The sequence below is a fragment of the Campylobacter lari genome, assembly GCF_004357905.1.
GTDB classification, from domain to species: Bacteria; Campylobacterota; Campylobacteria; order Campylobacterales; family Campylobacteraceae; genus Campylobacter_D; species Campylobacter_D lari_D.
This window is the reverse complement of the sequence record NZ_SMTT01000003.1, coordinates 26,300-39,884: the sequence shown is the minus strand read 5'-3', so window position 1 is coordinate 39,884 and position 13,585 is coordinate 26,300. Positions and strand designations below refer to the sequence as shown.

Genomic DNA, 13,585 nt, shown 5'->3' with positions numbered 1-13,585 from the left:
ATGGCAAAAACTAGAGTATATTCTAATGGGTATTTTTATAATTTAAGTTATGAAATCATCAATCCAAAATGTGAAAAAACAATTCTTGTTTTGCATGGTTGGGGTGCTAATAAAGAGCTTATGAAACAAGCTTTTGAAAAGCCTTTGAGCGATTTTAAGCAAATTTATTTAGATTTACCTGGTTTTGGAAATTCAAGTATAGATGCACCTATGGATTCTTATGCTTATGCAAAGGTTGTAGAAGACTTTTTAACTACAATTGAGCAAAAAGTAGATTATTTAATGGGGCATTCTTTTGGCGGAAAAGTTGCGACTATTATGTGCCAAAATGCTAATTTTCAAGGTTTGATTTTGCTTTCTAGTGCAGGCGTAGTTTTACCAAAAAGTTTTAAAGTGAAGTTTAAAATAGCCTTGTTTAAAATTTTGAAAAATCTCCCTTATGGGGATTTTTGGAGGAAATTTTTTATTAGTAAAGACGCTCAAGGCATGAATGAAGTGATGTATGAAACCTTTAAAAGGGTTGTTAATGAAAATTTAGAAAATGAATTTCAAAAGCTTAAAAATCCTATTTTGATTTTTTGGGGTAATGAAGATAAGGCTACACCTTTAAAAAGCGGAGCAATTATCCATTCTTTAGCACAAAAAGGGAAATTTTTTGCATTAGATGGGGATCATTTTTTCTTTTTAAAACATGCTGATTTTATAAATGAAAAAATACATGAGGAATTTTTAAAAAATGATTAGTATGATAGCTTTTTTAAGTTTGAATTTTTTACTTGGATTTTATCTGATTTTAGCCTTACAATGGTATTCTTATAAATTTTCACGCATAATTTTACACTTTCCCAAACCTTTATGGCATTTGTATTTTTTAATAATTCCTTATTTTGCTTTTGTGTTTTCTTTGTATAGTGGAAATTTTTATTTATATTTTATAGTTTTTGCTCTATCTTTACTATATGGTGGATATTTATATAAAAATTTAGATAAAAAGCTAGTTTTTACTGCTAGGATTAAGCGTTATTTTTTATTTTTGTTACTTTTTAGCTTGATATTTATGCCATTTTTTTGGATAGGTTTAGAAGCTTTAGTAGTTACATTTTTATTAAGCTTTTTTGTGGAAAAAATTAATCAGAAAAGTTTTATAAAAAAAGCAAGTAAAAAGATTTGCGATAATCCAAATTTAAAAATTATTCTAATAACTGCAAGTTTTGGAAAAACAAGTATAAAAAATTTTTTATACGAACTTTTAAAAGATGAGTTTAAGTGCTATAAGACTCCAAGAAGTGTTAATACTTTTATGGGTATAGTAAAAGATATCAATGAAAATTTGGAAAATAATACTGAAATTTATATCGTAGAAGCTGGTGCAAGAGAGCAAAATGATATTTTAGAAATTACAGAGTTTTTAAATCCTCAAATTTGCATAGTAGGTGAGATTGGTTTGGCGCATTTGGAATATTTTAAAACTCAAGATAATATCCGCAAAGCTAAGTTGCAAGCTTTAAAATCCAAGCGTTTAGAAAAATACTTTTTACACTCAAGCACCTTATATGAAAATGAATTTTATGATGAGTATTTAAGTGATGTTAGGGCAAGTTTGGAAGGATTGGATTTTAAAATAAGATTAGATGATAGTATTTATGATTTTCATGCAAAATTACTAGGTGCTTTTAATGCTTATAATATTAGCGTGTGTATTTTGCTTGCACATTATTTAGGAATTAAAATAGAAAATATTACAAAAAGCGTATCGAATTTAAAGGCAGTAGAACATCGCTTGCAAGTGATTTCTAAAGAGCCTAAATTTATCATAGATGATGGCTTTAATGGAAATTTTAAAGGTATGAGTCAAAGCTATGAGCTTTGTAAAAGCTATCAAGGAAGAAGAGTTTTAGTAACTCCTGGTATAGTTGAAGTTAATGAAGAAGAAAATATAAAATTATGTAAAATTATTAATGAATGTTTTGATTTTGTGATTATTACTTCAGAGACTAATAGCGTGATTTTACAAAAACATATCACATTAGATTTTTATGTATTAAAAGAAAAATCTCAACTTGTGCAAACTTTATCAAGATTAACTCAAAATGGGGATTTGATTTTATTTTCCAATGATGCGCCAAGTTTTATGTAAAACCATTTAGCTTAAAAAGGCCAAATGGTCTCCATAAATTTTGTCCCCCAAGGCTTGCGTGTAGATTTGTCTATATCGCCTTCGGTTTTATAAAGAATCTTTGCATCAGCTATATATTTACTATCTATCATATTATCTTGAGAAATATCATAAGGTCTTATAACCCCACTTAGTTGAATGATTTGTTTTTCTCCATTGATTAAAAGCTCACGACTTCCTTCTATAAAATAATTTCCATTAGATAAAACCTTAATTACTCTAGCAGAAATTGTAGTTTGGAAATTTTCACTTCTAGTTTGGCTTCCTGTGCCTTGATATTGTGAAGTACTTGCTGTGGTATAGCCTATATTTGTATAGTCATTAACAAAATCTCTAACTTTGCTAAGTCCAGCACCTGTAGTTATTTGTCCACCGCCTAAATTTACATTGTTGTTTTTGCTTGTAGATTTAGAGCCTTGTGAATTTTGTGTAGCATTTTCTCTAATGACTACGGTTACCAAGTCATTTACATTCATTGCTTTTTTATCAGAAAATAAAGGGTTATCTCCTTTACCAAACAGCGATCCAGGATTGCTTTGAGTATTATGATTTTGCTTAGGAGCTAGTTCTTCTACATAAGTAGGTGGTTTCATATTAATATGTGGATCAACTGTGGCACTACAGCCAAACATTACAAAAGGTAACAAGTAAAAATTAACATTTTTAAATTTCATAGCTTTATAACCTTATATTATTATGATGAATTTTAAAATAATTATATTATAAAAAACAATTATTTTGTTAAATAAAGAGGAAAAAATGAAATCTATGTTTTTATTAAACTGCATTGATGAAAAATTTTTGCAGCAGTGTTTAGAAAAGGTACGAGGTAAAATAGCTTTTTACTTTCCTGTTTTTTGTGAAAAAAATAAAGAAAAAATTACTTCATTTTGCACAAAAAGAAATCTTAAAATAGATTTTTTTAGTAGTTTTGAAAAAAATGAGTATCAAGGTAAATTCACTCAAAATTTAAATGATTTTTTTAAAAAAATTATTGAAGATTTTGAGAAAACAAAAAAAGAAAATGATTTTACTATAGTAGTTGGAGTAGATGATTTTGGCTTGATGGGGGATTTAAGTTTAAATATAGCCTTAGCTAAAGAGCTAAACACTCCATTGTATGCAAAAAGTCAAGATGAAAATCATACTATGTTAAATTTTTTACTAAGCCAAAAGCTTAGTGACTTTGTTTTGTTAAAAGAAAATGAAGATTTTACTCAAGATTTATTACAAGAATATACTTATAAAACTCAGGCAAGATTTTCTTATGAGCTTTTTGAAAAAGCAAAAGCAGATAAAAAAATAGTAGTTTTACCTGAAAGTTTTGATGAAAGAGTATTAAAAGCTAGTGAATTTTTAATACAAAATGAAATTGTTGATTTGATTTTGCTAGGTGATAGCAATGAAATTTGTACGAAAGCCAATAGTTTAAATATCAATATCGATGGTGTGCGTATTATAAATCCTAAAAATTCTCAATATAATGAAGAATTTGAAGAGCTTTTATATGAAGCTAGAAAAAGCAAAGGTATGAGTAAAGAAGAAGCTAAAAAACTCGTGCAAGATAAAACTTATTTTGCGACTTTACTTGTACATACTCAAAAAGCCCATGCTATGGTAAGTGGTGCAAGTACAACTACTGCTGAAACTATTCGTCCTGCTTTGCAAATTATCAAAACAAAACCTGATGTGAGTTTGGTTTCTGGTATGTTTTTTATGTCTTTAGAAGATAAGGTTTTGGTTTTTGCTGATTGTGCTGTTATGCCAAATCCAACCCCTGAACAACTTGCTGAAATTGCTTATGTGAGTGCAAATAGTGCTAAAGCTTTTGGACTTGAACCTAAAGTGGCTTTACTTTCATATTCTAGTGGAGATAGTGGGAGTGGAGCTAGCGTGGATGCAATTAAAGAAGCTACTAAAATAGCTAAAGAAAAATATCCTCAACTTGAGCTAGAAGGTCCTATACAATTTGATGCAGCATATGATATGCTAACAGCAAAAAGTAAAATGCCAAATTCTAAAGTAGCAGGAAAGGCAAATGTATATGTGTTTCCTGATTTAAATGCGGCAAATATTTGCTATAAAGCAGTACAAAGAACAGCAAATTCTTTAGCTATTGGCCCGATTTTACAAGGTCTTAAAAAGCCAATTAATGATTTAAGTAGAGGTTGCTTGGTGGAAGATATTGTTAATACTGTGATTTTAAGTGCTATTCAAGCACAAGAATAAGGAGAAAAATGAAAATATTAGTTTTAAATTCAGGTTCATCTTCAATTAAATTTAAGCTTTTTGAAAAAGATGAAGCCCTAGCATCTGGTTTAGTGGAAAAAATAGGCGAGCAAAGCTCTAAAATAGAACTAAAAGATCTAAAAAGTGGTCAAAAATACCAAAAAGAATTAGCAATTAAAGATCATGAGCAAGGTATTGAATTAGTAAATGAATTATTTTCTCAAAGTGGAATTTTACATGATTTAAATGAGCTTGATGGGTGTGGACATAGGATAGTTCATGGAGGTCCAAATTTAACTAAACATTGTTTAGTAGATGATGAAATTTTAAAAGAAATTGATAGGGTTTCTCATATAGCACCTTTACATAATCCTGCACATTTAATAGGTATTAAAACTATGATAAAAGCAGCTCCAAAAGTTCCCAATGTGACAGTTTTTGACACAGCTTTTCATCAAAGCATGCCTGATTATGCTTATATGTATGCTTTGCCTTATGAGTTTTATGAAAAACACCAAGTTAGAAAATACGGCTTTCACGGTACTTCACATTCTTATGTAAGTAAACAAGCTGCACATATACTTGGTAAAAATATTAATGAATTTAATGCAATTAGCGCTCACCTTGGAAATGGTGCGAGTGTTTGTGCTATAGAAAATGGAAAATGCGTAGATACTTCTATGGGTTTTACTCCACTAGAAGGTTTGATTATGGGAACTAGATGTGGTGATATTGATCCTGCTGTATTGCCATTTTTAGCAAAAGAATTAAATTTAAATCCATCTGATTTAGATACTATAATGAATAAAAAAAGTGGTGTTTATGGAATTTGTGGGTTTAATGATTTTAGAGATATTGAAGCGCAAATTGAAGAAAATAACGAAAAAGCAAGACTTGCTCTTGATATGTTTTGTTATCGTTTGAGTAAATATATTGGCTCATATTTTGCGATTTTACCTAGAGTCGATGCGTTGATTTTTACAGCTGGTATTGGAGAAAATGATAATATTGTTAGAGCAAAAGTTTGTCAAAGACTAGCACATTTGGGATTTGATATAGATTTAGATAAAAATACACAACTTAGAAATGGTGAGATTAATAAAAAAGACTCTAAAATTAAAATTTTAATTGTTCCAACAGAAGAAGAATTAGAAATAGCTAAAATTACCACAGAACTTATTAAAAAATAAATAACCTTGAGTTTTAAACTCAAGGTTTGTTTTAAAATGCAGGAACTACGGCACCTTGGTATTTTTCATTGATAAAATCTTTTACTTTTTGACTTTGCAAAGCCTTTATTAAAGCTTTGATTTTAGGATTATCTTTATTATCTTGTGTAGTTACTAAGATATTTGCATAAGGACTTTCTTTACTTTCTATTAAAATAGAATCTTTTACAGGATTTAAATTTGCCGATAAAGCATAGTTTGAATTAATCACTGCAAAATCAACATCATCTAAAGCTCTTGGAAGTTGTGCTGCTTTTAACTCTTTAAATTTGATATTTTTTGGATTATCTTTAATATCAAGTGGAGTTTTTAATGCGATATTTTTAAAACTAACTAGTTTAGTACTAGCGATAATATCTAAAGCTCTGCTTTCATTTGTCGGATCATTTGGTACAGCTATAGTAGCATTTTGTGGAAGATCTTGGATATTTTTATATTTTTTAGAATAAACAGCCATTGGTTCGATGTGAACTTTTGCAACGCTAATTAATTTTGTGCCTTTATTGGCATTAAACTCATCCAAATAAGGTTGGTGTTGGAAGAAATTCGCATCAAGTTCTTTACTATCTGTACTAAGATTTGGTAAAACATAGTCATTAAATTCTTTAATTTCTAATGTGTAACCTTCTTTTTTTAATAAATCTTTAGTTTGTTCTAAAATTTCAGCATGAGGAACAGGTGTTGCACCTACAGTGATAACTTCATTAGCAAATAAACTTGCACCTAAAATTGTGCTTACAGCGAGCAATTTTAACAATTTCATATTAACTCCTTTTTTATAGTTTTTTAAAATGTTTGATTATATTGTAAAAATATTAATAAGATGAGAAAAGTTTTATTTTTGTTTGTTTTTATATTCTTTAGAAAAGCATTTAAGTTCTTTTATAAATTTTATATAACCACCTTTATACCAACTTTTTTGAGCATTAATAAGGGCTTTTCCAATTTTATAAGAATAAGTATTTTGATTTTTAATACCTTCGCTTTTGTAATCATCATAGCTTGATAAAGGTGGAAGTTTAAGGTAAGGTTTTGTTTTCAAATCTTTTTGGTATTGTTTAGCTAGTTTTGTGTGTTTGTAATAAATCTTTAGTAGAGTAAAAGGTAAAAAAGGAATTTTTTTCTTATTCTTAGCACACTCTATAAAGGCATAACCTAGTTTGTATGATAAATGATATCTTGTGCGTTGGATGGATTGCTTATTGTCTTTGTGAAAAGAGCCTATATATTTACTTCCTCCAAATTTTAACCATTTTTCATAATATTCTTGCCATTTAGGCCATGTTTGATTGCAAAATTTACTATTCCAAAAACGACTGTTGGTGCCACAAGCATGAACTATAGAAGCATTTTGTGTAAGATTTGTAAGATAATGAGTACTTCCAGTGTATTTGTCTTTTAAATCTTTGACTTTAAAGTGATTTTCATAAACCATTAAGGAAAAAATTCCTTGATCTTGCCAATTTTTAGTATTTTGTGAAAGATAATTATAAATGAATTGATAACACTGTGAAGGATTTGGTATAAGATCGTTAAAGACTAAAATTCCTGTTTGATATACACGCTTATTGAAATATTTTTTTTCTAAAGGCAGTGCTGTGTGAATTAATGTTTTACCTAATCTTGCACCAAAATGATATTTTCTAGCTCTTAATTTACTAAGTTCATCTATACTTTTTAAAAGTAAAACATCAAAATCAAGATAGATAATACTTTCGCATTCATCTAAAAACTTAAAAGCTTCAAATCTTGCAAAAGCCATATGCGTCCATCTTTTTAAGAAAAATAAATTATTAATATCGTTTTGATTTTTATCAAGAGTGGTTAAAAAATCTTCTTGGGTAAAAAGAATAAATTTAATTGTTTTATTTTTAACAATTTTTTGCATGATATTTTGATCATTCAAGCTAAAACCATCATGTAAAATATAAAATATATCTACCTTTTCGCCCATAACATCCATGATGTTAATGAGCAAGGTTCCTATGGTAAAACTTGAATTTTTAGTCGCTGCTAGTAAGATACCAAGTTTATGTTTCATTGTTTATCTTTTGGTGATTTTATAAAGAATATTTCCTATAAATTGTATGATTTGAACTAAAACAATTAAAACCACAACAGTTTGAATCATAATATCAGTTCTAAAGCGCTCATAACCATAGCGAATGGCCACATCACCTAAACCACCACCACCAACAGTTCCTGCCATAGCAGAAAAACCAATAACAATAATCAAAATTAAAGTAATACCATTAATAATACTTGGTAAAGCCTCGCTAAACATAACTTTAAAGATAATTTGTGTTTTACTAGCTCCATAAGATCTTGCTGCTTCAATGATAGCAGGATCAATTTCTTTAAAAGCACTTTCTATCATTTTGGCTAAATAAGGTGCAATTCCTATGGTAAGTGGTACTATGGTAGCAGTTGTTCCTATGCTAATACCAATGAGATATTTTGTAAAAGGACTTAAAACTACAATAAGTACTAAAAATGGAAAAGATCTTAAAATATTAATGATAAAATCAAGCACACTGTAAATGCTTTTATTTTCCCATAAGCCACCTTTATCAGTTACAGTAAGCACAATTGCAGGGATAAGTGCGATTAAAAAGGCTAAAAAAGTGGCTGTAAAACTCATATAAAGAGTTTCTAGTAATGCTGGATAAAGTATATTTTCAAAATTTCTTAAAATTGTTTCTAAGTTCATTACACAAGCTCCCAAATAACGCCATTTTCTTGTAAATAATTTAAAACTTTTTCTTGATCTTTAGCTTCTATATTGATTACCAAATTTCCCAAAGCATTGTTGTTTAGTTTTTCTATCTTACCCCAAACTATATTAAAATCAATATTTAAACTTCTAGCCATATGAGTGATTATGCTTTGGTTTGCCTTTTCTTTGCAAAAGTATAAGCGCACATTGACTCCATTTTGTGGTAAAAAATCACTTTCTCCTAGAAATTCACGCATTTTTTCACTTGGTTTTAAGAATAAATCTTCGATTTTCCCTTGACCTATGATTTGTCCATGCTCTAGCAATACAGCTTTTTGTGCTATTTGTTTTACTGCTTCCATTTCATGGGTTACTAATACTACACTGATGTTAAATTCTTGATTGATTTTGGCAATAAGTTCTAAAATATTATTTGTAGTATTTGGATCAAGCGCAGAAGTAGCTTCATCACTTAGTAAAATTTTAGGATTTAAAGCAAGGGCTCTAGCTATGGCTACTCTTTGTTTTTGCCCACCACTTAGCTCATTTGGATAAGCTTTGCTTTTAGCTAAAAGTCCCACAAGATCTAAAAGTTCATTAACTCTTTTTTGAATTGTGCTTTTGTCAAAATTATGAATTTCTAAAGGCATAGCTACATTTTCAAATACATTTTTTCTACTCATAAGCGCAAAATGCTGAAAAATCATCCCTATATCTTTTCTAAATACTCTTAACTCTTTTTCTTTTAAAGTAGCTATTTCTTTACCAAAAACTTCCACACTACCGCTTTGATAATTTTCTAAACCATTAATACATCTTAGCAAAGTTGATTTTCCTGCCCCGCTGTGTCCAACAAGAGCATAAATTTCTCCTTCTTTAACTTCCAAAGAAACATCATTTATAACTAATTCTTTGCCATAATATTTTTTAAGATTTTGTATTTTTATCACTTATTAGCCTTCTAAATTAGAAATTTCATCATTGATTTTTTCAAGTTGAGCTTTAATATTTTCAAGTTGAGCTTTATTTTGTTCAACAACCGCAGCCGGTGCATTAGAGATAAATTTTTCATTTTTCATCATAGTATCTAGCTTGTTAAATTCTTTTTCAAGTTTTGTTTTTTGACTATTAAGTCTATTTAAAACACCGCTTAAATCAAGATCTTGAGTTGGTATAAATACTTCTAAATTCTCGCTTACATCTCTAATGGATTTTTCTAAATTTGTATTGATAAACTCGATGTTTTCACATTTTGCAAGTGTTGAGATGAAATTGGTGTAATTTTTTAACTCAGCCATTAAACTCTCATCGTTTAATTTTATACAAGCTTTTTGAATTTTTGCATTTGCAAGCTCTACTAGGGTTTTTGCACGGCGTAAACTCACTATACTTTCTATAATGATATTAAATAATTTTTCTATTTTTTCATCTCTAGAATTAAATTTAGGATATTTTGAAATCATTATAGATTCATGAGTTTGAATAGAGGTTTTACTTAACTCATGGTATAAATACTCACTAATAAATGGCATAAAAGGATTTAAAAGTTTTAATGCTTCTTTAAAAATACTTCCAAGTTCTTTTATACTTGATTTTTCAGCCTTGCTAAGCTCAATCCCCCAATCACAAAATTCATCCCAGAAAAATCTATACAAAGTATTTGCCACATCATTAAAACGGTAGTTGTCTAAATTTTCTCTTGTTTCTTTTACGCATACTTCAAAACGAGATAGCATGTATTTTGCCAAGTTAGTTTGAATTTTGCTTTTATCTAAATCTTCAAATTTTTCTTCATTTAAGAGTAAAAATTTACTTGCATTATAAAGCTTGTTGGTAAAATTTCTAACTTGTATGAGTTTGTCATTACTTAACTTTATATCTCTACCTTGGATAGCTAAAAGAGCAAGAGTAAAACGCAAGATATCAGCACTATATTCATCCACGCTTTGCACAGGATCAATGACATTACCTAAAGACTTACTCATTTTTCTACCTTGCTCATCTTTAACCAAAGCATGCAAATATATATCTTTAAAAGGAAGTTCACCTAAGGCATTAGTGCTTTGAAACATCATTCTAGCAACCCAGAAAAATAAAATATCAAAACCAGTGATTAATAAAGAATTTGGATAAAAGTCTTTTAAATCATCTTCATGCCAAAGTGTATTTTTACCCCAGTCTTTATTACCCCAACCTAAAGTACTCATAGCCCAAAGACCTGAAGAAAACCAAGTGTCTAAAACATCAGGATCTTGTTTGAAATTAGTGCTTTGGCATTTTGGGCATTGGCTTGGAGTTTCTTCACTTGCCCATTCATGAGAGCATTCACAGTAATACACAGGAATTTGATGACCCCACCAAAGTTGTCTTGAAATACACCAATCTTTTAAATCTCTCATCCAAGCATTAAAACTATTAATCCAATGTGCAGGGTAGAATTTGCTTCCACCAAGATTAACTTTTTCTATGCTTTCTTTTGCAATTTCATTTTTTACAAACCATTGTTTAGAAATATAGGGCTCAACCACATTTTTACAACGATAACAATATCCCACTTGATTAGTGTAATCTTCTATTTTTTCAACAAAACCTTTTTCTTGTAATTCTTTTATAATAACATCTCTTGCTTCTAATCTTTCTAAGCCTTTAAAATGCAAGCAATATTCATTTAAGATACCTTTTTCATCAAAGATGGTAATAAATTCAAGTTTATGTCTTAAGCCTACTTCATAGTCATTATGATCATGTGCTGGGGTTACTTTCACAAAGCCTGTACCAAATTCCATATCTACATGTTCATCAGCAATAATAGGAATTTTTCTATCTATTAAAGGTAAAATGACATTTTTGCCTATTAAATGCTTAAATCTTTCATCGTTTGGATTAACCATCACAGCGCTATCACCAAAATAAGTTTCTGGTCTTGTGGTGGCTACTACGATATATTCTTGAGAATTTTCTAAGAAATATTTTAAATAATATAATTTTCCTTTATTTTCTTTGTGTTCTACTTCTATATCGCTTAATGCTCCATCATGAGTGCACCAATTTACCATGTAATTTCCACGCACAATAAGCTTTTTATCATAAAGATCTACAAAAGCTTTTTTTACTGCATTTACCAAACCCTCATCCATAGTAAAACGCAAACGACTCCAAGCAGGAGTGATACCCAAAATTCGCATTTGCTTAACTATGGTACCACCGCTTTGCTCTTTCCATTCCCATACCTTTTTTACAAATTCTTCTCTACCGAGTTCTTCTTTTTTAATGCCTTGAGCTAAAAGTTGTTTTTCTACAACATTTTGTGTTGCAATCCCTGCATGATCAAGCCCTGGTTGATAAAGAGTCTTATAACCATCCATTCTTTTATAACGCGTTGTGATATCTTGTAAAGTACAAGTTAGAGCATGACCTATATGCAAAACACCTGTTACATTAGGTGGTGGCATCATAATACAAAAGTTTTTGCCTTTTTCTTGAATTTTTTCATTACCATTGATTTCAAAATATCCGCGTTCTTCGCAAATTTTATAATATTCTTTTTCTAGTGATTTATCATACATAATTGCTACCTTGAGAATGAAAATAAATTGTTATGTTAGCTTAAAATTGTTAAAGAAGTTTTGAAATTTAGAAATTAGTTATAAAAACTAATTTCTACTTTACGATTATTTTGTCTTTGAGAATCAGACTTATCTTTAGTAGGATAGGTGTCTTTTCCCAAAGATTCTATTTCTATAACCTCAGTAAAACTAAAGAAATGTTTAGCCACATTCATTGCTCTATTTAATCCTATCATATAGTTTGCAAAAGTACTACCTCTATCGTCTGCATAACCTTGAATTTTAACTCTTTTGAGTATATCTTCTCTTGCTAGATTTTGATTGATTTTTTCAAGTAGATTTTCATTGCTGTATTCACTATATCCATTTCTTTCAAATAAAAATTTCAAATCAGAAATTTTAACATCTACATAATTGTATTTTTTCTTATTTTTAGCAAAAACAATATCTTTATTATATATGCTTAGTTTCATATTGTCATTTGAAAGCATATCGATAAAAATAGTTAAATTGTAATCTTGAGAATTAATTTTAACAGGATTAATCATTTCTTTTAACATATCAACCCTATAATCACTTAAACTTTTTCCATCCAATACATAAACTTTAACAAAATCATTACTTAATCTTGGTTCATATCTGCTAGTTTTACCTTTTGTAATGTATTCTTGCATAGTATTTTTATATTTTGTTGTTTTTTCTTTTTTTACACTTGTTTGTTTGTTGTTTTCAACGAGAACTTTTTGTTCTTCTTGGGCTACTTTAGGAGTAATAGTTTCATTTTTAGAAACTTCAGCTATATTTGTTTGGGTTGTTGGTGCGACTTCTTGAGTGCTTGTATTTTCATCTATGATAGGATTATTTTGTACCGGAGTTTCTTCTTTTAAAGACTCCGGATTTATTTGCTGTGATGGATAATAAGTATTATCACTTATATTATTTCTTTCTTGATTGTATTGAGTACTTGGCGGAGTGTAGCTTTGATAAGAACTACTTTTTTTATAATCATATACATAAGTATTTGAATCATCTTCAAAATACCACATATAAAAACCAATACTAGCGCCTATTAGCACCACAAAAGCTATACTAAAAGCAATAATACTTTTCATTTTTTATCCTTTGTGAAGTCCTCAAAAGGACTTTGATTATTTATAATTTTTAATAGAATTTTTTAAAATTTCACTTGCTTTTTCAATACCTGCAAATTCTTTTACTTTTACCCATTTGTTTGGCTCAAGCATTTTATATGTTTCAAAGAAATTTTTGATTTTATCTAGGCTTGCTTTTGGTAAATCATCTAAACATTTAATATTATCATATCTTGGATCTATTTTACTTACAGGAACAGCAAGTAATTTTTCATCCATACCGCTTTCATCTTCCATTAATAATACCCCTATTAAACGACAAGGAATCACAGCTCCTGCTTGGATAGGATATTCATTTAATACTAAAACATCAATAGGATCGCCATCGTCTGCAAGAGTATTTGGTATAAAACCATAGTTTGCTGGATAAAACATAGCTGAATACATCACGCGATCAACCATGATGGCTCCGCTTTCTTTGTCAAGTTCGTATTTAATGTTTGATCCATAAGGAATTTCAATAACTGCATTAAGTTTATTTGGTACTTCTCCAACTTTGATTTTGCTAATATCCATTT

Annotated in this window: 11 protein-coding genes and 1 pseudogene; 4 read left to right on the top strand and 8 right to left on the bottom strand. The window is 29.2% G+C overall.

Annotation, left to right across the window (positions count from 1 at the left end; genetic code table 11):
* Complete coding sequence (gene estV, locus E2O22_RS03420) at positions 1 to 744, top strand: EstV family lipase (protein ID WP_133319231.1); 744 nt, start codon at positions 1 to 3, stop codon at positions 742 to 744.
* Positions 737 to 2,137 carry a Mur ligase family protein gene (locus tag E2O22_RS03415; protein ID WP_133319230.1) on the top strand — a complete coding sequence of 467 codons (1,401 nt, stop codon included), beginning with the start codon at positions 737 to 739 and terminating at the stop codon, positions 2,135 to 2,137. Before estV ends, E2O22_RS03415 begins: the two co-directional genes overlap by 8 nt.
* Before the next feature lie 11 nt (positions 2,138 to 2,148).
* Here E2O22_RS03415 and flgH read toward each other — a convergent pair whose 3' ends face one another.
* The gene (flgH, locus tag E2O22_RS03410; protein WP_133319229.1) at positions 2,149 to 2,850 is read right to left on the bottom strand and encodes a flagellar basal body L-ring protein FlgH; all 702 of its coding nucleotides are present in this window, start codon (positions 2,848 to 2,850) and stop codon (positions 2,149 to 2,151) included.
* Positions 2,851 to 2,935: 85 nt separating this feature from the next.
* Here flgH and pta point away from each other — a divergent pair, with 85 nt between their 5' ends.
* Together pta and E2O22_RS03400 are read left to right on the top strand one after the other, a co-directional pair.
* Complete coding sequence (gene pta / locus E2O22_RS03405) at positions 2,936 to 4,405, top strand: phosphate acetyltransferase (protein WP_133319228.1); 1,470 nt, start codon at positions 2,936 to 2,938, stop codon at positions 4,403 to 4,405.
* Between the two features lie 8 nt (positions 4,406 to 4,413).
* Positions 4,414 to 5,595 carry an acetate kinase gene (locus E2O22_RS03400; RefSeq protein WP_133319227.1) on the top strand — a complete coding sequence of 394 codons (1,182 nt, stop codon included), beginning with the start codon at positions 4,414 to 4,416 and terminating at the stop codon, positions 5,593 to 5,595.
* Between the two features lie 31 nt (positions 5,596 to 5,626).
* On the opposite strand, the gene E2O22_RS03395 is transcribed toward E2O22_RS03400, so the two are convergent.
* The 7 genes and pseudogenes from E2O22_RS03395 to ppa form a co-directional block, all read right to left on the bottom strand.
* Positions 5,627 to 6,397, bottom strand: coding sequence for a MetQ/NlpA family ABC transporter substrate-binding protein (locus E2O22_RS03395; protein WP_133319226.1), 771 nt, complete (start codon positions 6,395 to 6,397; stop codon positions 5,627 to 5,629).
* 72 nt (positions 6,398 to 6,469) lie between these two features.
* Positions 6,470 to 7,675 (bottom strand): DUF8374 domain-containing protein, encoded by a 1,206-nt coding sequence (locus E2O22_RS03390; RefSeq protein ID WP_133319225.1) that lies wholly within the window; start codon positions 7,673 to 7,675, stop codon positions 6,470 to 6,472.
* A gap of 9 nt (positions 7,676 to 7,684) precedes the next feature.
* Positions 7,685 to 8,341 (bottom strand): annotated as a pseudogene (locus E2O22_RS03385) (methionine ABC transporter permease); the annotation flags it as partial.
* Between the two features lie 2 nt (positions 8,342 to 8,343).
* Positions 8,344 to 9,300: a methionine ABC transporter ATP-binding protein gene (locus E2O22_RS03380; protein WP_133319223.1), complete on the bottom strand. Its 957-nt coding sequence runs from the start codon at positions 9,298 to 9,300 to the stop codon at positions 8,344 to 8,346.
* A gap of 3 nt (positions 9,301 to 9,303) precedes the next feature.
* Positions 9,304 to 11,916 carry a valine--tRNA ligase gene (locus tag E2O22_RS03375; RefSeq protein WP_133319222.1) on the bottom strand — a complete coding sequence of 871 codons (2,613 nt, stop codon included), beginning with the start codon at positions 11,914 to 11,916 and terminating at the stop codon, positions 9,304 to 9,306.
* A gap of 74 nt (positions 11,917 to 11,990) precedes the next feature.
* A complete protein-coding gene (locus E2O22_RS03370) occupies positions 11,991 to 13,028 on the bottom strand; it encodes an OmpA family protein (RefSeq protein ID WP_133319221.1) in 1,038 nt (345 codons plus the stop codon).
* 36 nt (positions 13,029 to 13,064) lie between these two features.
* A complete protein-coding gene (gene ppa / locus E2O22_RS03365) occupies positions 13,065 to 13,583 on the bottom strand; it encodes an inorganic diphosphatase (protein WP_133319220.1) in 519 nt (172 codons plus the stop codon).
* Positions 13,584 to 13,585: the final 2 nt, after the last annotated feature.

Coding starts and splice junctions, on each gene's coding strand:
- E2O22_RS03375 (WP_133319222.1), bottom strand. CDS start 11,916: ATGTATGATAAATCACTAGAAAAAGAATATTATAAAATTTGCGAAGAA.
- pta (WP_133319228.1), top strand. CDS start 2,936: ATGAAATCTATGTTTTTATTAAACTGCATTGATGAAAAATTTTTGCAG.
- E2O22_RS03395 (WP_133319226.1), bottom strand. CDS start 6,397: ATGAAATTGTTAAAATTGCTCGCTGTAAGCACAATTTTAGGTGCAAGT.
- E2O22_RS03370 (WP_133319221.1), bottom strand. CDS start 13,028: ATGAAAAGTATTATTGCTTTTAGTATAGCTTTTGTGGTGCTAATAGGC.
- ppa (WP_133319220.1), bottom strand. CDS start 13,583: ATGGATATTAGCAAAATCAAAGTTGGAGAAGTACCAAATAAACTTAAT.
- E2O22_RS03400 (WP_133319227.1), top strand. CDS start 4,414: ATGAAAATATTAGTTTTAAATTCAGGTTCATCTTCAATTAAATTTAAG.
- flgH (WP_133319229.1), bottom strand. CDS start 2,850: ATGAAATTTAAAAATGTTAATTTTTACTTGTTACCTTTTGTAATGTTT.
- E2O22_RS03390 (WP_133319225.1), bottom strand. CDS start 7,675: ATGAAACATAAACTTGGTATCTTACTAGCAGCGACTAAAAATTCAAGT.
- estV (WP_133319231.1), top strand. CDS start 1: ATGGCAAAAACTAGAGTATATTCTAATGGGTATTTTTATAATTTAAGT.
- E2O22_RS03415 (WP_133319230.1), top strand. CDS start 737: ATGATTAGTATGATAGCTTTTTTAAGTTTGAATTTTTTACTTGGATTT.